At 47.4% G+C, this 18691-nt stretch carries 15 protein-coding genes, 1 pseudogene and 1 other annotated feature; of the genes and pseudogenes, 13 read left to right on the top strand and 3 right to left on the bottom strand.

Annotated elements, in window-relative coordinates; all coding sequences use genetic code 11:
• Positions 1–6 precede the first annotated feature (6 nt).
• From cobA to BXP28_RS24200, 8 genes and pseudogenes are all read left to right on the top strand, one after another.
• Positions 7–1557, top strand: coding sequence for a uroporphyrinogen-III C-methyltransferase (cobA, locus tag BXP28_RS09900; RefSeq protein WP_023484277.1), 1551 nt, complete (start codon positions 7–9; stop codon positions 1555–1557).
• A 20-nt stretch (positions 1558–1577) separates the two neighbouring features.
• The gene (gene hemB, locus BXP28_RS09895) at positions 1578–2573 is read left to right on the top strand and encodes a porphobilinogen synthase (RefSeq protein WP_024094779.1); all 996 of its coding nucleotides are present in this window, start codon (positions 1578–1580) and stop codon (positions 2571–2573) included.
• Between the two features lie 201 nt (positions 2574–2774).
• Positions 2775–3839, top strand: a complete 1065-nt coding sequence (gene hemE, locus BXP28_RS09890; protein WP_040931466.1) for a uroporphyrinogen decarboxylase — start codon at positions 2775–2777, stop codon at positions 3837–3839.
• Positions 3836–4765: a ferrochelatase gene (gene hemH, locus BXP28_RS09885; RefSeq protein WP_023484274.1), complete on the top strand. Its 930-nt coding sequence runs from the start codon at positions 3836–3838 to the stop codon at positions 4763–4765. The genes hemE and hemH overlap by 4 nt, the downstream gene beginning before the upstream one ends.
• 40 nt (positions 4766–4805) lie before the next feature.
• A complete protein-coding gene (hemG, locus tag BXP28_RS09880; protein WP_036656358.1) occupies positions 4806–6245 on the top strand; it encodes a protoporphyrinogen oxidase in 1440 nt (479 codons plus the stop codon).
• Positions 6246–6307: 62 nt separating this feature from the next.
• The gene (gene hemL, locus BXP28_RS09875; protein ID WP_023484272.1) at positions 6308–7609 is read left to right on the top strand and encodes a glutamate-1-semialdehyde 2,1-aminomutase; all 1302 of its coding nucleotides are present in this window, start codon (positions 6308–6310) and stop codon (positions 7607–7609) included.
• A gap of 244 nt (positions 7610–7853) precedes the next feature.
• A pseudogene (gene coaA / locus BXP28_RS09870) lies at positions 7854–8809 on the top strand (type I pantothenate kinase).
• Positions 8810–8888: 79 nt separating this feature from the next.
• A complete protein-coding gene (locus tag BXP28_RS24200; protein ID WP_237089043.1) occupies positions 8889–9131 on the top strand; it encodes a hypothetical protein in 243 nt (80 codons plus the stop codon).
• On the opposite strand, the gene BXP28_RS24195 is transcribed toward BXP28_RS24200, so the two are convergent.
• Both BXP28_RS24195 and BXP28_RS24190 read right to left on the bottom strand, forming a co-directional pair.
• Positions 9124–9591: a phosphodiester glycosidase family protein gene (locus tag BXP28_RS24195; RefSeq protein WP_257125684.1), complete on the bottom strand. Its 468-nt coding sequence runs from the start codon at positions 9589–9591 to the stop codon at positions 9124–9126. The two genes, BXP28_RS24200 and BXP28_RS24195, sit on opposite strands and share 8 nt — an antisense overlap.
• Positions 9558–10214, bottom strand: a complete 657-nt coding sequence (locus tag BXP28_RS24190) for a hypothetical protein (protein WP_257125683.1) — start codon at positions 10212–10214, stop codon at positions 9558–9560. Before BXP28_RS24190 ends, BXP28_RS24195 begins: the two co-directional genes overlap by 34 nt.
• Positions 10215–10517: 303 nt before the next feature.
• Between BXP28_RS24190 and BXP28_RS09860 the strand changes: the two genes are divergently transcribed.
• Both BXP28_RS09860 and BXP28_RS09855 read left to right on the top strand, forming a co-directional pair.
• Positions 10518–10961, top strand: coding sequence for an RluA family pseudouridine synthase (locus BXP28_RS09860; RefSeq protein ID WP_313779487.1), 444 nt, complete (start codon positions 10518–10520; stop codon positions 10959–10961).
• 241 nt (positions 10962–11202) lie between these two features.
• A complete protein-coding gene (locus BXP28_RS09855; protein WP_023484268.1) occupies positions 11203–12339 on the top strand; it encodes a LysM peptidoglycan-binding domain-containing protein in 1137 nt (378 codons plus the stop codon).
• A gap of 63 nt (positions 12340–12402) precedes the next feature.
• Here the strand turns inward: BXP28_RS09855 and BXP28_RS25760 are convergent, their stop codons facing one another.
• Positions 12403–12567, bottom strand: coding sequence for a YszA family small membrane protein (locus BXP28_RS25760; RefSeq protein ID WP_024094773.1), 165 nt, complete (start codon positions 12565–12567; stop codon positions 12403–12405).
• Positions 12568–12757: 190 nt separating this feature from the next.
• Positions 12758–13027, top strand: a binding site (T-box leader).
• Positions 13028–13131: 104 nt separating this feature from the next.
• On the opposite strand from BXP28_RS25760, the gene BXP28_RS09850 reads away from it, so the two are divergent.
• The 3 genes from BXP28_RS09850 (at position 13132) to murC (ending at position 18639) form a co-directional block, all read left to right on the top strand.
• Positions 13132–15798, top strand: coding sequence for a valine--tRNA ligase (locus BXP28_RS09850; RefSeq protein WP_036657666.1), 2667 nt, complete (start codon positions 13132–13134; stop codon positions 15796–15798).
• 71 nt (positions 15799–15869) lie between these two features.
• Positions 15870–17243, top strand: a complete 1374-nt coding sequence (locus tag BXP28_RS09845; protein ID WP_023484266.1) for a bifunctional folylpolyglutamate synthase/dihydrofolate synthase — start codon at positions 15870–15872, stop codon at positions 17241–17243.
• 7 nt (positions 17244–17250) lie between these two features.
• Positions 17251–18639: a UDP-N-acetylmuramate--L-alanine ligase gene (gene murC, locus BXP28_RS09840; RefSeq protein ID WP_023484265.1), complete on the top strand. Its 1389-nt coding sequence runs from the start codon at positions 17251–17253 to the stop codon at positions 18637–18639.
• The last annotated feature ends 52 nt before the right edge of the window (positions 18640–18691 follow it).

Below are 18691 nucleotides of genomic sequence, written 5' to 3'. Positions count from 1 at the left end.
TGCAGGTTGGGGAAAGGGAAAGTTTACCTTGTCGGAGCGGGTCCGGGTGATCCAAAATTAATAACCCTGAAAGGTCTTGAAGCGATTCAAAAAGCGGATGTTATCGTTTATGACCGCCTTGCAAGTCCCAGGTTGCTCAAACATAGAAAGCCGGGGGCCGGAACTATCTTTGTCGGCAAGCATCCGGACAAGCATATGATGAAACAGGAGGACATCAACCGCCTCCTGGTTAATCTGGCTTTGGAAGGGAAGATAGTAGTAAGGCTGAAGGGAGGGGACCCCAGCATTTTCGGCCGTGTGGGGGAAGAAGCGGAACAGCTTAAGGAGCATCGGATTCCTTATGAAATGATCCCGGGCATAACATCGGCTATTGCAGTTCCGGCGTATGCGGGAATACCGGTGACCCATCGCGACTTCACCTCAACCTTTGCCATTGTTACCGGACATGAGTACCTGAACAAAACTTATAGCAAACTGGACTGGGAACATCTTGCCAAAGGGATTGGCACCATTGTATTTCTTATGGGTGTCGCCAATTTATCCAATATTTGCGAAAGGTTAATCAGCCACGGCAAGTCTCCGGATACTCCCGCTGCGATCATCTGCATGGGAACATGGATGGAACAGGAGACAATAACCGGAACGCTGAGGACAATCTCAGGCAAAGCACTGGAAGCCAATTTTACATCCCCCGCTGTTATTATTATCGGGGAAGTAGTCCGCCTTCGGGACAAGCTATCCTGGTTTGAGCAGAAACCGCTGTTTGGCAAACGGATTCTGGTGACCCGCGCACGCAGCCAGGCAAGTGAACTGGCGGCCAAGATCGAAGATCTGGGCGGTGAACCCGTAGAATTTCCCGTGATATCGTTGAGGGAGCCGTCCAGGCCGGAGGCTATCCGCGCCCTGGAACAAGCAGTGTCCTGCCTTGAACTTTATAATTGGATTCTTTTTACTAGCGTGAACGGAGTAGACTTTTTTTTCGAATATTTAACAAAACATCACATAGATATCCGGCGGCTGTACGGGGCAAAAATCGCGGCAGTAGGACCTGCTACGGCTGATGCATTACGCAACCGGGGATTGATTCCGGATTTTATCCCCCGGGAATTTGTGGCTGAAGGCCTTCTTGCCGGCTTGGAGGAGCATATCCGGTCTGGGCAGCATGTCCTTCTTCCCACCGCAAATATAGCACGTAAACTGCTGGAGGAAAACTTTTCCCGCAGAGGCGTACATGTCACTAAAGTGGATGTGTATGAAAATGTGCTTTCCACGGAAGGGGTGGAAGAAGTGCTGGAACTTCTCCGCGATGGAGCGCTTCATGCCGTCACTTTTACCAGTTCTTCCACAGTGAATAATTTGCTTGAAGCCCTGCGGCAGGCTGGGGCCGTAAACCCTCAGGAACTCCTTGCCCCGCTGGAACTTGTTTGTATAGGTCCCAAAACGGCTGAAACCCTGCATAAAAACGGGTTCTCCCGTTACCGGACAGCAGCAGAAGCTACAATTGATTCCCTGGTCGAGGCACTGCAGGCAGGTGCCGGATCCGATTCATTCTTTTAATAGAGAAGGAGGATATTATCATGACAACAACCTTTAAACGCCATCGCCGTCTTCGCAGTTCGGCCGCAATGAGAAACATGGTCCGGGAAACCAACCTTTCCGTCCATGACCTGATTCAGCCTATTTTCGTAACCCACGGGAAGAACATAAAGGAAGAAATCCCTTCAATGCCGGGAGTATTTCACTTCTCCCTGGACCGGCTTGAAGAAGAACTGAAAGAAATTGTCGAGCTTGGCCTTCCCGGTATTTTGTTATTCGGGGTACCGGAACATAAGGATGCTGCCGGTACTTCCGCTTATGAAGAGCATGGGATTGTCCAGGAAGCGACACGTCTGATCAAAAAGTATTATCCGGATCTGCTTGTGATTGCGGATACTTGCTTATGCCAATTCACAGATACCGGACACTGCGGCGTGGTTCATGTAGATCCTGCTACGCAAAAGGCGGACGTGGCTAACGACGAGTCGTTGGAACTGCTTGTCCAAACTGCTGTATCCCAGGCTAAGGCAGGAGCTGACATCATTGCCCCTTCCAACATGATGGACGGTTATGTGCAGGCGATCCGTTGCGGATTGGATGAAGCGGGTTTTGCCCATATTCCGATCATGGCATATTCCGTCAAATATTCCTCCGCTTTTTATGGTCCATTCCGTGATGCGGCTCATTCTACCCCGCAGTTTGGAGACCGTAAAACCTATCAAATGGATCCGGCCAATGTTCGGGAAGCATTGAGAGAAGCGGAAAGCGATGTTACCGAAGGAGCAGATTTTCTTATGGTGAAACCGGCTCTTGCTTATATGGACATCATCTCATTACTGAAACATAACTTTGACCTTCCGGTTGTAGCCTATAACGTCAGTGCCGAATACTCCATGGTAAAAGCGGCAGCCCTTCAAGGATGGATCGATGAAAAAGCCGTTGTTCTTGAAACGTTAATCGGATTTAAACGCGCAGGAAGCGACATCATACTCACTTACTTTGCCAAAGATGCCGCCCGCTGGCTGAGCGGGAAGTAACCAAAAGACAAGGTTCTAACGAATCCTCTCTCTTCTTAGGGAAGAAGGAGGATTCGTTTGTTTTACATGTCTACCGAACACTTGTGCATATTGTCATAGGATTTTCGGAAAGTTTCCAAGTGATTGGGCTATACCGCCCTTATAATAAGGAGATACTGGATAAAATCATCATCTGATAGGGGGGAAGACCGTGTGAAAGGCATGAATGATTTGTTCCTGCGGGCTTGCCGCAGAGAGTCTATAGATACCGTGCCCGTTTGGTATATGCGCCAGGCTGGCCGATATGATCCTGACTACCGGAAAATCAAGGAATCTTATACATTGCTGGAAATTTGCAGACAACCTGAACTGGCTGCAGAAGTAACGATGATGCCGGTAAAAAAACTGGGAGTAGATGCGGCAATTTTATACTCGGATATCATGAACCCGGTAGCTTCCTTAGGGGTGAAATTCGATATTGTCAAAAATATCGGTCCTGTTATCGAACATCCGTTGCGGACTTCAAAAGATGTGGAAACGCTTCGACCTATTGATGTGGATGGGGACCTGCCTCATATCATGGAGACAATCCGTATTTTGGACAGGGAATTGACGGTCCCTCTGATTACGTTTGCCGGGGCGCCATTTACTATCGCCAGTTATTTAATTGAAGGCCGCCCGTCGAAATCTTATATTCAAACCAAAACGATGATGTACAGCCAGCCTAAAGTCTGGTTTGCTCTGATGGAAAAATTAGGGAATATGATTATTGCTTATTTGAAAGCCCAAATCGCTAACGGAGCCAAGGCTATTCAGTTGTTTGACAGTTGGGTAGGGACTTTGTCTCCGGAGGACTTCTCCTTCTATGTACTACCAACTATCGAACGGATATTTGAGGATATCCAGGACCAGCCTGTACCGAAAATTTATTTTCCCGGAGTCAGTTCAGGGGAGCTGCTTCCGGTTCTTCGCCATCTCAAAGCAGACGTTATCGGCCTAGATTGGAGAGTATCTGTAGAAGAAGGGCGGAAAAGGCTGGATCATACCTTTGCCGTACAAGGGAATCTGGACCCGTATGTACTCACTGCCCCGATGCCGTTGATTCAAGCGAAGGCTAAGGCGATCATAGATCAAGGCATTCAGCGTCCGGGCTTTGTATTCAATCTGGGCCACGGGCTATTTCCTGAAGCCTCATTAGATAAATTGCGGGAACTTACGGATTTTGTGCATGAATATTCCCGAACCGCTATTGCCAAACAGTTGAAAGGAGAGGTACATCAACAATGACCAAACCTAAAACAGGCGTTCTCGTTATGTCATATGGAACGCCCGAAAGCCTTGAACAGATTGAAGCTTACTATACCCATATCAGAAGAGGAAACAAGCCGAGTCCGGAACAGCTGAAAGAATTGACCGACCGTTATAAAGCCATTGTCGGGGGAGTGTTCCCGTTAAGAGCCAATACGGATGAACAGGCGGCTGCTTTGGATGAGACGCTTAACCACCGTTATTCTGACCGGGAATTTGTATGTTATCAAGGTTTAAAACATGCTTACCCGTTTATTGAGGAAGGCGTGAAACAGATGGTGAAGGATGGAATAAAGGAAGCAGTTGCTGTAGTACTGGCCCCCCATTACTCTGTGATGAGTATAGGATCCTATATAAAGCGTGCCCGGGAAGCGGCAGAGAAGGAAGGGCTGGAGATTCGCTTTGTGGAAAGCTATCATCTTCATCCGGCATTAATTGAAGCATGGACGGCCAGGGTCAATGAGGGACTGGATAAGTTTGAAGATTCGGAAAAAGAAAAAGTTAAAGTGATCTTTACGGCGCACAGCCTACCGGAAAAAATCGTTGAAATGAATGATCCATACCCGGATCAGCTTCTTGCAACTTCTCATGCTATTGCGGAAAAGGCACAATTATCCCAATGGCAGTTTAGCTGGCAAAGCGCCGGGAGGACATCCGTATCATGGCTGGGGCCGGATATTTTGGATGTGCTTCGGACCCTTCATGAGGAAGAGAGGGTAGGAAATGTGCTAATATGCCCGATCGGTTTTGTTTCGGAACATCTTGAAATCTTGTATGACATCGATATTGAGTGCCAGGGATTGGCTAAAGATCTTGGCATGCATCTGGAGCGGACTGCTATGCTTGGAACCGACCCGCTTTACATGAAAACGCTAAGTGATGTCATTGTACAGCAGCTTGGATAAAAAGGGAATCGGGTAGCAGGAAAAAGGGAGGCAGGTATACATGAAGCAAAGACCAAAATTGCTCGTCGTCGGAGGAGGCATGACAGGTTTAAGCGCCGCCTTTTATCTTCAGCGTTACGCGGAAGAGGATGACGTCCCTGTCCAAATTATAGTTGCGGAAAAGACCGGAAAATTCGGAGGGAGAATTCATACTCTTCGCCGGGACGGGTTTGTATTTGAAAAAGGGCCTGATTCATTTCTGGCAAGAAAGACCCCTATTCTGGACTTGTCCAGGGAGTTGGAGCTTATGTCTGAACTGACAGGAACCAATCCTAAGGCCCAAAAGACCTATATTTTAAAAGAAAAGGAATTCCACTTAATTCCCCCGGGACTTGTTCTCGGGGTTCCTACCCAGTGGGCTCCGTTTTTGGCGAGCCGCCTGATTTCACCGGAAGGCAAACGGCGTGTTGCGGAGGATGTAACTTTGCCGGTGGGAAAAGAGAATGGGGATGAATCACTGGGTGATTTTCTTGAACGCAGGATGGGAAAGGAAATGCTTGAACATGTAGTTGAGCCGCTTCTTGCAGGAATCTATGCCGGGGATACTTACAAGCTCAGCCTGCAGGCTACGTTTCCCCAGTTCCAACAGGCCGAGAAGCATGCCGGAAGCCTTATTCTTGGAATGATGGAGAATCAAAAGAAAGCCAGAGCATCCGCTGCTCCGGAAGACATTCCCCAAGAAGCCTGTTCTTCGGCATTTTTAACGTTTACCGGCGGGCTTCAAGTGCTGATTGGAAAGCTTGAGCAAACGCTTCGGTCCCAGAATCATGTAGAACTAAGGGAGAACTGTGGAGTCTCATCGTTTGATAAGAGAAAAGATGGTTACCTGGTCCGGTTTGAAGATGGAAAAGAAGAGAAAGTGGACGGTATTGTACTAACTACACCCAACTTTCATTCCTGCGAGCTCTTAAGTTCCCTTCCGTCTGCAAAACCACTGCGTGACATCTCCTATGTTTCGGTAGCGAATGTTATTCTGGCCTTCGAGGAAGAAGAAATCAAACATGTGCTTGACGGAACGGGCTTTTTAGTTCCACGTAAGGAAGGGCGTACCATTACTGCCTGTACATGGACATCGGCGAAATGGCTGCATACTGCTCCGGAAGGAAAGGTACTGCTGCGATTTTATGTCGGCCGTTCAGGAGACGAAGGCTGGACCGAATGGAACGATGAGGAATTGGTTTCCCGTGTTAAAGAGGATCTTCATGATTTGATGGGAGTAACTGCTGAGCCTTTATTTTATGAGGTAACCCGGCTCTACAAGTCAATGCCCCAATACCCTGTCGGTCACCTGGATGCTATCCGGCGGCTTCGCCGGGATTTAAGGGAACATATGCCTGGTGTATTTGTCACTGGTGCCGGTTTTGAGGGAGTCGGGCTTCCGGATTGTATCAGGCAGGGAAGGGATACGGCTAAAGAACTGATCCACCACATTAAGGGGTAGAGCAGGCAGTCCAATTCATTATGTCTGTTCTCCAGTATTTTTAGTACAAAGGAGTTGGCAGTATGAGCACGAATCGCCTACGAATAGACAGGAAGTCGGCAGAGGCTTTTGAAGAAGCCAAGAAAGTGATCCCAGGCGGTGTGAATAGTCCTGTCCGAGCGTTTAAGTCCGTTGGGCTTACCCCTTTATATATTGATCATGCCAAGGGATCCAAAGTATATGATATAGACGGCAATGAATTTATAGATTACGTAGGGTCCTGGGGACCGCTTATTTTAGGACATGCCCACCCTGAAGTCATTGCCCAGATTCAGGATTACGCAGAAAAAGGAACCAGCTTTGGGGCCCCGACGCTGATTGAGACAGAAATGGCCCGGATTGTTACTGAACGCGTACCCTCCGTTGATATTGTGCGCATGGTGAATTCCGGAACGGAAGCGACCATGAGTGCTCTTCGCCTCGCCCGCGGCTATACCAAACGCAATAAGATTGTGAAATTCGAAGGAAGCTATCACGGCCATGCAGATTCTCTCCTGATTAAAGCGGGGTCCGGAGTGGCGACATTGGGACTTCCTGACAGTCCCGGTGTTCCTGAAAGTGTGGCGGTTAATACGATAACCGTACCCTATAACGACTTGGATACTTTAAAAGAAGTATTCCATACTTTCGGTGAAGATATTGCGGCAGTAATCGTTGAGCCGATAGCGGGGAATATGGGAGTGGTTCCGCCTCTGCCGGGATTTCTTCAAGGACTCCGCGATATTACGGAAAAGTACGGATCACTGCTTATTTTTGATGAGGTGATGACGGGTTTCCGCGTCCATTTGAATTGCGCCCAGGGTCTGTTCGGTATAACTCCTGACCTTACGTGTCTGGGGAAAGTGATCGGCGGAGGCCTTCCTGTAGGAGCTTATGGCGGGAAACGGGAAATTATGGAGAGAATTGCCCCAAGTGGTCCGATCTATCAGGCCGGTACATTATCGGGTAACCCGCTGGCTATGATCGCAGGTTATACTACCCTTCGTTTGCTTGGGGAGCCGGGTGTGTATGAAGAATTGGAGCGTAAATCGTCCAAATTAGAAGAGGGATTTGCCCAAAATGCCCGGGAAGCGGGAATTCCCTGCACAATTAACCGGGTTGGGTCCATGGTATGTCCATTCTTTACGGACCAGAGAGTGATTAATTATGAAACAGCCAAAACCTCTGATCTGAACCGCTTCACTTCCTATTTTGCCCGTATGCTGGATTATGGAGTATCTGCCGCTCCTTCCCAGTTTGAAGGGATGTTTGTATCGTTAGCTCATACGGATGAGGATATCGATGCCACAATCGAGGCTAACCGCCAGGCTTTGAAGAGATTATAACCAGCAAAAATAAACGCCGTTTCTCCGTCTCACGGGCGGGGGATCGGTGTTTATTAATGATTCATACCGGCATTATCTTTAGATGAGGGAAGGGCGTTCCGAACAGGGCTGCGAAGCCGTTTCTGCTCGAGCAAAAAATTCCTTTGGAATCCAGGAGGAGTTTTTTTACTTGATCTTGCTGCCGGAGTGAATTATATTGAAATCATTCGAATTTTGTCAGCGACCGGAAAGAGGTGTCCAGGCTTTGCCTACCCCATATACAAAAATTAACCGTTCTCCTTTCCTCAAACTAACCCGGGAGCATTTGGTAAACCTGTGCCGGAATGAAACGCCGGCCATGACTGAACAGGAATTAGCCAGGCTAACAGGGCTTAATGAAACTATATCACTGAAAGAAGTGAGGGAGGTTTATTTTCCGCTTTCCAAATTGATTCATCTTCATGTGAAAGCTTCCCAACAGCTGTATGTTGAGGCCAGCCGTTTTTTGCAGAGCCCCTCCCGGAAAGTTCCCTTTATTCTTGGTATTGCGGGGAGTGTAGCGGCCGGGAAGAGTACAACGGCTCGTGTACTTCAGCATTTACTTGCCGGTTTTCCGGAATATCTCCGTGTGGATTTGGTTACAACAGACGGCTTCCTGTTCCCTAATGAGGTGCTTGAAGCCAAAGGACTGCTCCGCCGCAAGGGCTTTCCCGAAAGCTATGACATCAAGCGGCTTCTTTGTTTTTTGGCGGATGTAAAGGCTGGTTTGAGTGAAGTCCGGTGTCCGGTATATTCCCATTTTGAATATAATATTGTCAAAGACCGGCATATTGTTGTCCAACAGCCTGATATACTGATTGTGGAAGGGCTGAATGTTCTTCAAGTAGGGGGGATCCCCAGGATCAGCGTCCCAGAGTGTTTGTATCCGACTTTTTCGATTATTCCATTTATGTGGATGCGCAGGAGGACCATATTGTCCGGTGGTTTCTGGAAAGATTTCTTATGCTTCGGACTACGGCGTTCCGCAACCCTGCGTCTTATTTCCGCCGATATGCAGATGTGACGGAAGATGAGGCTATCCGGGTGGCGAAGGAAATTTGGGAGACTATAAACGGAATTAACTTGAAAGAAAACATCCTCCCTACCAAAGGGAGAGCGGATTTAATCTTGACCAAAGGGTATGACCACTCTGTAGAACAGATCCAAATACGCAAACTGTAGTTAGTATAGCAAGAAGCAGGGAGAAAAACTCCCTGCTTCTTTTTTTATGAGACCGTTAACCCTGCGAAGGCTCTTCATTATGCGTTTCTGCGGGGGAGTAACCTGCTCCTTGCTTCCGCCTTGTCTGCAGTCTGGATTGGAGACGGGAGTTGTTGCAGGCGTCGGATTCAGTTTACTGCTGGGAACCGGAGTCTTCGCCGGAGCAGGACTTGGTTTTTCTGTAGAAGCCGGTTTTGATGTTCCGGTGCTACCACGTCCCGGTGTTTTTGTAAATTACTTTTTTTTCGGTTTTGATTTCTTGTTTGCCTGCTCTTTCAAATAGTCCGGATGATCATAGGCCCCCCCGGATCAATTTCCTTCAATCCTTCCCAAATGTTATGGACTTCTACATCTTTCGGGCGGTTAAAGATCAGGAACCCGCTTGGCAATCTGCGTTCGCCGTATCTGCTGGATGGTTGGGTAAGCAGTTTACGATCCTTTACCATTTCGGAAGAGGCTCCTCCATCTAAAAATCCGGCATTGATGCAGCCCTGTTCCAGCAGAAGGTCTTGTACCTCACGAAGTGTGGCTCCTACACTATGAGCCTGGCGGCCGTCAATCACTACGAAAATAACGGTTCCGTCTGCACGCTGTCCTAACGCAGTACGCGGAGCCCGTCCCCAACCCCCGTCTCCCTTCGTAATAAGCGGTTTTCCGTTGGCAATTACTCTTGGATAGAAAGAGACGGCTTCCGAAACCTTCATGGCTCTCAGTTGATCAATGGAATACTTCCCGATAACCAATGTGCCTTTATCTGTAAAGCCGACAATATGCTGGGGATATCTTCTTTCTGATCGTTATACAATACTTTTCCGCCGGACAAAATGGCTCCGATTGGAGCAAAGCCGTTACCCAGGCCGTCAGGATCAATAAACCCGCCTCCGTTTACGCCGGCAACAGCGCCGGTGCGTTCTACCATGGAAGTGATGCGTTCTCCCTCTCCTTTTTTTCCGGGAACCACTACTCGGATAGAGCGGGGGTCAAAAACGTACATCATTTTCCCTACCCAATAATCTCCCGAAATGTCAACTACTTTGACGAGTTGATCGATACTCTTGTTTTTATTGAAGGAGACGGCATTTAAATCTTGCTTTTCCTTGGCATTGCGGTCATTCATGTCGTGAATGGCTTGAACCATTTGATCCCGTTTTTCTGCGCCTACGAGAATCCAGGCCCACTCACGGTGCTGGGTTGTTATTACAGTTTTGGCCAAAAACTTCATGATGGATTGGCCGGGAGGAGTCATGTATAAGAAGGTAGATGTCAAAAAAGCTATGAAAGTAGTGACAAAGAGAGTTTTTTTTATACGTCCAAAATTCTGCCATTGCTGTTTAGTATTACTAAGAATTCTCAAAGAAATATTCAATTTGCTTCTCTCCTATATGTTCTGGTGGAATCATCTGATTTTTGTCTGGAAAGGCTATTTTCCTATGATAGCATACCAGGTTTAAATAGAGATTTCATTTTTGTTACAATAAGAATTGGAATAAGACATTGGATCAAGCAGTCCGGAAAGGAACGAAAGGCGACATGAAGCGATATTTTATTTTGGATGTTCCCATTGATTTATGGATCATGATAGGTGCATTTATCCTTTTCCTCGGGATAATCGTATGGAGAAGCAGACAAAGGGGAAGCAAACGATGATCAGCTGGACCAGAAAAGGTTCGTGGATGGAGGTCAAAATTCCGCACATCCCGCAGGAAGAAAGGGGCAAAGGTGCAGGGTCCGGCATATTCACAGACTTGATGCCGAAACAACGGGTGCTGTCTTATATGCGAAAAATGAATGGAGTCACCTGCTGCTGGACGAAGGCATGCGGCTAAAGACGGTCAGAAGGGAGTATGCGGCTTTGGCGGAAGGGTGTATCGAACCGACGGTAGGAGTCATAGATTTGCCAATCGGGCGTGACCGTCATCATAAGTCCAAAAGAAGAGTAACCCTTAAAGGACAACATGCTGTAACCCGCTATGCTGTAGCTGCACAGCTAGAACAGGCAGCACTGCTCCATTTAAGCTTGGAAACCGGACGTACTCATCAGATTCGCGTCCATCTTAGTCATATTGGCCATCCTCTTTTGGGGGATTCGCTATACGGGGGAATACCGCACTAATTTCCAGGCAGGCCCTGCACGGGGAGCGGATCTCTTTCTCTCACCCTATCACGGGGGAGGATTTGAGGATAGAAGCACCATGGCCGGGAGATTTTACCGCCTTATATGCAAAACTGAAGGCTGAGACGAAAATATAGTCATGCCGTCCTTTCTTTACCCATATAATGATACAGATATGAAGAAGCCAGTGGAGTCATTTGGAGGGATCGTAACGATCTCCTGAAGGGAGGACGTAAAACTTATGACGGATCAGCAAACAGGGCTTAGATTTGATATTTACGAACGTATCCATCTCGCCGAAGATGCTGCCGATATCCTTGAATTGGAAGATGTGGAGCTGATTCCACAAATCCAGGTGATGACGGCAGAGGATCAGGCCGTTTTGCAGGGAAATCTAATTCTTACAGGGAGTTACATAGGGGACGGAAATGAAGGGCAGCGCCATCTTGAACATTACATACCAGTAGAAATCTCATTGCCTTTGAACCGGATCAAGAGGGCCGACGATGTATTGGTTGAAATTGAAAATTTTGATATTGACTTGCTGTCTTCCCGGAGCCTTAATGTAACAGGAATACTGTCGCTTCATGGGGTTGAAGTACTTTCCCATCAGGAAGAGGAGGCCGATGTATGGCCCGAAGAAGAGGAACTTGTATTCATTCACCAGAATGATAACAGGCAAACCCCGCAAGGAGAAAAACCGGAATTTGCTCCTCTGCAGGAAGAACCGGTAACTCCCGAACGAAAGACGGAGGCAGTAAATCGGGAACCGGAAGAAAAGGCAGCCCCGCAGCAGGAGCGGATTAAAGAAGAGGAACAGTCCCCGGTTTCCTCCACGGGGCCTTCCAAGAATACTTCCTTTCTGCAAAAAGAGGTTCCGCAAAAAGAAGTGTTCCTATCAGCAGAACCTCAACCAGAAGAGTCTTCTGAGGAATTTCAACGGGAACCTACCGCGATTTCATTTGATTCTGTAGCCGAATCTGGTGAATTTGCTGTCCAAAAGGAGGAAGAAGAGAAAGCGGAAGAACCGAAGGAACTTAAGGTGGCCTTTTCGGGAAAACAACTTGATGATGCTGCAGGTTATGTCCATTCCAGTGGAGGGCAGTCTAATGAAAGGGAAGAGGACACCAATGGGGGAACGCAGCCGGATTTTGAAGATGAGGTTCCCCGTGCAGATGCTCTCGAATGGAAACGCCTGTTTGTAAATTCGGAATCTGAGCAGCCTTTCCGTAAAGTGAAAATGTGTATTGTACAAAAGGAGGAGACACTGGAAGACATAGCAAAAAAATATGACATCAATCTGCGTGAGCTTCAGCTTCATAACCGTCTGTCGGATCAGGAAGTATCCGCCGGGCAAATTTTATATATACCAAAGTAAAAGTTAAGCCCCGGGCATTGGGTTCCTCCAAACCGGGGCTTTGCGGGCTTCATTTTGATTGTTTCAATACACTTCGAAAAGAAAGCCCAGGTAAAACAAGAACAGGATAAACAGGAGAAATACATCGAAGCTGTTTGGTAGTATGAGTGTACGGATAAATTGAAGACAAATTATCGGAAACAAGACCCCACGGATCGTGTACCTGAATTTGTACCACCACTTTTGCATTGTCTGTTCCCACCTACTCCCTTGCTAATTTTTTCCGTGACTTTGATCAAAAAAAGGCTCATTGCTAGTTTATGACAGGGTCCGATATGGATATGCTGGTGATAAGCGATCCCGATCCATAAAAGATTGACTGGACAGGGGAATTCAGCTAGTATAAAATGTGGATTATATCCAGAGGGGATATTAAATGTTAAGAACGAAGAAGGGGAGTAGTAAGTAGGATAGCCCTTAAAGAGAGCGGAGCTGCTGCGCTGAGAAGTTCCGTAGGAAGCATCTTGCTGAAGTCACCCCGGAGTTGTAAACGTGAAGAGGATTTCTTTGAAAACCTTTAGCGCTTACCGGCCTGCAGCCGTTACCTGCTTGAAGTGTCAGGGTGAATCCGTTTTTTTAAGCAAGAAATGGGCGGTTTTCACACTGAAATGAAGGTGGTACCACGGAAGTCAGACCTTTCGTCCTTTGTGACGGAAGGTTTTTTTGATTGCAGGATGCCGTGTCCAATTAGCTGGTTGTATGCCGGAAAGCTATTCTTACAAGCAGGAAACAGAATGGAGGGTGTACGTCAGGATGACAGAAGCTAATGACAAACAAACCGTTTCGATGCCGACAACTTACGATCCTTCACAGGCGGAGAAAAAATGGTATGATTACTGGATTGAAAAAGGTTTTTTTAAAGCCGGGCAAAATCCGGAAAGGGAGCCTTATATGATCGTTATTCCTCCTCCAAACGTGACGGGGATGCTGCATATTGGGCATGCACTCGATTTCACTTTGCAGGATATTATTATCCGTGCTAAACGGATGCAGGGATATGATGCTTTATGGCTTCCCGGTTCCGACCATGCCGGTATTGCCACACAAACCAAAGTGGAACAGAAACTGAGAGAAGAGGGAGTAAGCCGGTATGATCTCGGGCGTGAAGCTTTCCTGGAGAAAGTATGGGACTGGAAAGAGTTATATGCCGGAACGATCCGGGAGCAATGGGGGAAAATGGGGCTTTCTCTGGACTTTTCCCGCGAACGCTTTACCCTGGATGAGGGGCTGTCCAAAGCTGTCAGGAAAGTATTCGTAAAACTGTATGATAAAGGTTTGATTTACCGCGGCAAATATATTATCAACTGGGACCCTGCTGCACGAACGGCTCTGTCCGACATTGAAGTGGAATACAAAGAAATACAAGGGAACTTGTACCATTTGGAATACCCGCTTAAAGACGGAAGCGGTTCAATTACTGTTGCCACTACCCGTCCTGAGACCATGCTGGGGGATGCGGCGGTAGCTGTACATCCGGAAGACGAACGTTATAAAGACATGGTTGGCAAGACGCTGGTTCTGCCAATCGTTGGCCGGGAGATTCCGGTAATTGCGGATGAGTACGTGGATAAAGAATTTGGGAGCGGAGCAGTTAAGATCACACCTGCCCATGATCCGAACGATTTTGAGGTAGGACACCGTCATAATCTGCCGCAAATTCTGGTGATGGATGAATCCGGTAAAATGAACGCGGAAGCAGGTCCTTATCAGGGCATGGATCGTTTTGTTTGCCGCAAAAAAATTGTGGCGGACTTGAAGGAACAAGGCGTGCTGATCCGCATTGAGGAGCATATTCATCAAGTAGGACACAGTGAGCGCAGCGGGGCGGTTGTTGAACCTTACTTGTCTACCCAATGGTTTGTTAAAATGAAACCGCTCGCCGAGAAAGCAATTGAAGTACAAAAGTCTGATAAAGGCGTACATTTTGTACCAGACCGGTTTGAGAAGATTTATTTGCATTGGATCGAAAATATCCGTGACTGGTGCATCTCCCGCCAATTATGGTGGGGGCATCGTATTCCGGCCTGGTATTGTAATTCCTGCGGGGAAGTAACAGTTTCCGGGGAAGACGTTACCTGCTGCCAGCATTGCCAAAGTAACGATATCCGGCAGGATGAAGATGTACTGGATACCTGGTTCAGCTCTGCCTTGTGGCCGTTTTCAACATTGGGCTGGCCGGAACAAACAGATGATCTTAAGCGTTACTTTCCGACCAACGTGCTGGTAACCGGTTATGACATTATTTATTTCTGGGTAGCCAGGATGATTTTTAGTAGTCTGGAATTCACCGGACAAATTCCATTTAAAGATGTTCTGGTTCACGGTCTTGTCCGGGATGCGGAAGGCCGCAAAATGTCCAAATCACTTGGCAACGGAATTGATCCTCTTGAGGTTATTAAGCAATACGGGGCCGATGCCATGCGCTATATGCTGTCTACCAGCAGTACCCCGGGGCAGGATCTCCGCTTCCGTTGGGAACGTGTAGAGCAGGCCCGTAACTTTGCGAATAAAATCTGGAATGCTTCCCGGTTTGCTTTGATGAATTTGGAAGGTTTCAATATGGAAGACCTGGATTTCGGCGGGGAACTGGGCACGTCTGACCGCTGGATTTTGCACCGTTTTAACGAAACTGCCCGTGACGTTACCCGGCTCCTGGACCAGTACGAGTTTGGGGAAACCGGCCGTCTTTTGTACAATTTTATTTGGGATGATTTATGCGACTGGTATATTGAATTCAGTAAGTTGTCTTTATATGGGGATGACGAGCAGGCCAAGAAGAAAACCCAGTCAGTCCTTGTATATGTTCTGGACCATACAATGCGCCTCATTCATCCGTTCATGCCGTTTATCAGTGAAGAGATCTGGCAGCATCTTCCTCATGAGGGAGAAACGATCACCAGAACAGCCTGGCCGCATCCGGATGACCGCTTTGAAGCGCCGGATGCCGTTCGCGAGATGGTACTTCTTATGGATTTGATTCGCGCTGTACGCAACATTCGTGCGGAAGTAAATGTCCCAATGAGCAAAAAAATTGAACTGCTGATCAAGCCTTCCGATGCGGAGAATCTGAACATTCTCCATAAGAATGAGGAATATGTCAGACGCTTCTGTAATACTTCTGTTCTGGAAATATCTGAAGCACTTGCTTCTCCGGATAAAGCGATGACAGCGGTAGTAACCGGTGCAGAGCTGTTCTTGCCGCTGGCAGGTCTTATCGATATCGCCCAGGAGATTGCACGCCTCGAAAAAGAGCTTCAAACCCTGCACGGGGAAGTGGCAAGAATCGAGAAGAAACTTGCGAATGAAGGATTTATGGCTAAGGCGCCTGAAAAAGTCATCGAAGAGGAAAAAGCGAAGCTGGCGGATTATTCCGAAAAACGTGATAAAGTAATTGCTCGGCTGGCAGAGCTGAAAGGATAATTTTATTCAAGACGAGTACAAGCACCTAACCAAACATTGTTTGGCATTCATATCATAAAGGGATGAAATCGATGGAAAACATATTCAACACACATTCCGCCCCTTTTCAGAAAGCAGAGGAAGCTGTGGAATGGATTGTCGGGCTGGTTCCCTTCGGGATCAAGCCGGGCCTGGCACGAATGGAGAGGTTTATGGAAATGCTTGGTCATCCTGAGCGCAGGCTGAAATTTATTCATGTGGCCGGTACGAACGGTAAAGGTTCGACCTGCGCCTTTTTGACAAGTGTACTCATGAACAGCGGATATGATGTCGGAACCTTTACCTCCCCTTATCTGGAGAAGTTTACGAACCGTATTCAATATAACGGGCAGGATATGGACGATCAGGTGCTTGTGCAGCTTGCGAATCGCCTGAAACCAATTGCTGAGGAAATGGCTTGTACGGAACTTGGTTCTCCGACCATGTTTGAAGTAAGCACGACTTTGGCAATATTGTATTATGCCACCGTTGCTTTTCCGGATTATGTCGTCTGGGAAACGGGGCTTGGCGGACGTCTAGATTGCACGAACATTGTGCATCCTGTTATAACCATAATTACGAATGTTGGATACGATCATACGGAGATATTAGGGGAGACACTGGCTGAAATCGCATCAGAAAAAGCAGGTATTATCAAGGCAGGAATTCCTGTGGTCTGCACGGCGGAAAAACCGGAAGCTGTTGAAGTTATAAGGGAGACAGCAAAAAATAACAAGTCTACTTTATATCTGCTTGGAAAGAGCTTTGATATTGCTTCCGGCATTTCGGCAGAGAACAGCCAGAAGTTTGACTTTGCAGGACCATTCCGCAAGCTTTCTCAAGTGAAGATAACCTTGAACGGGATTCACCAGATGAAGAATGCGGCTGCTGCTTTGATGGCTCTTGAAGTGTTGCGGCAGTACTATGCCCTGGTAGTGGAAGATGAGATTTTGTATGAGGCTATGGCAAAAACCTCCTGGGCCGGAAGAATGGAAATCATTTCGCAGCATCCCCGCATTCTGGCGGATGGTGCCCATAACCCGGAAGGGGCGGAGGCTCTGGTCCATACACTTAAAAGTGTGTATAAATTCAAAAAACTGCGTCTGATGATGGGAATGCTGGCTACAAAGAATCATACCGGATTTTTTCGGCATATACTCCCTATAGTGGATACTCTCATCCTTACCGAACCAGATTTCCATAAAAAAGAGGAAGCTGCCCATCTTGCCGAGTTGGCCCGTACATGGATGCTGGAAAGCGGCAGAGAAGTGGAACTTATAGTGGAACCTGATTGGAAACTAGCTTTGGAATTACTTAAACAAAAAACAGAGCAGGATGATCTGGCGGTTGTATCCGGTACGCTATACTTAATCTCCGATGTTCGTTCCTGGATTTTGTATCATTCCCACTCTGAAAAAGGATGGTGAGAACGGCATGAACACCTTAGATCAACATGTACATTTTATAGGAATTGGCGGATACGGTATGAGTGCCATCGCCAAGGTAATGCTGGAAATGGGTTATCAGGTATCGGGATCGGACCTTGCCCAGCAGGAACTGACTGAGAAGCTCATAGCAAAGGGAGCCCGGGTCTATCTGGGGCATGAAGCGAGCCATGTGGAAGGGGCGGATCTTGTTGTATATTCTACTGCACTTCCCAAAGATAATGTGGAAATAGTTGCGGCTGAAGCCCGAAACATTCCCATTTTGCACCGTTCCCAAATGCTGGCCAGGCTGATGAATGAACGCAAAGGGATTGCAGTTGCAGGAGCGCACGGAAAGACAACCACCTCCTCCATGATCGCACTAGTCATGGAAAAATGCGGGGCGGATCCTACTTATATTATCGGTGGAGAAATCATGAATATTGGCAGCAATGCCAAGGCTGGTACGGGTGAATATGTGGTAGCGGAAGCGGATGAAAGCGACGGTACTTTTTTACAGTACTACCCTACATTGGCGCTTGTTAACAACATTGAAGCGGATCACCTTGAGAATTACGGAGGCAATTTTGAAAATTTGAAAAAAGCCTATGCCCAGTTTCTCAGCCAAGTTAAACCCGGGGGCAAGGCCATTGTCTGCAAAGATGATGCTTACATCCGGGAAATGATCCCTTATGTGGAAAGCGAAGTTATTACTTACGGCATTGGATCGGATGCAGATTATCAAGCCGTTGACATACATCTTGGAGACCGGAAGGTTTCATTTTCCGTACTATATAAGGGAGAAAACCTGGGCAAGATCGAATTGTCCGTTCCGGGTAAACATAACGTGTGCAATGCTCTTGCCACTTTAATAATCTGCTTGGAAGCAGGCCTTACTTTCGATCAGGTAGCGGCTGCTATTCACGAATTCCATGGCGCTAAGCGCCGTTTCCAGGTAATGGGGGAAATAAACGACATCCTGATTATTGATGATTACGCACATCATCCTACAGAGATTTCGGCAACTATTTCCGCGGCCAAGGCAACAGGAAAACGGATTATAGTGGTGTTTCAACCCCAGCGTTATACCCGGACCTTCTTCCTGTTCGAGCAATTCAGCCGATGTTTCGGGGAGGCTGATGAAGTTATCATAACGGATATCTATTCCCCGGCAGGAGAGAAACAGATTGAAGGCGTAAGCTCTGCCAAACTGGTGGACATGATCCGTCAAAATAGCCATGCAAATGCAGAATATATGCCAAAGAGTGAGGATGTCCTTGCCCATTTGATCGACCATGTTAAACCGGGAGATCTGGTAATAACCATGGGGGCAGGAAATATATGGAGAGTTGCAGACACACTGGCCAAAACACTACAGCAGAAGCAATCCCAATTATAGAAACGATTTTAGCCTCTGGTTCTGAGCAGGCAGTTCTTTTAAGGGACTGCCT

The sequence above is a fragment of the Paenibacillus larvae subsp. larvae genome (genome assembly GCF_002003265.1).
GTDB classification, from domain to species: Bacteria; Bacillota; Bacilli; order Paenibacillales; family NBRC-103111; genus Paenibacillus_H; species Paenibacillus_H larvae.
This window is presented reverse-complemented; position numbering and strand designations above follow the sequence as displayed.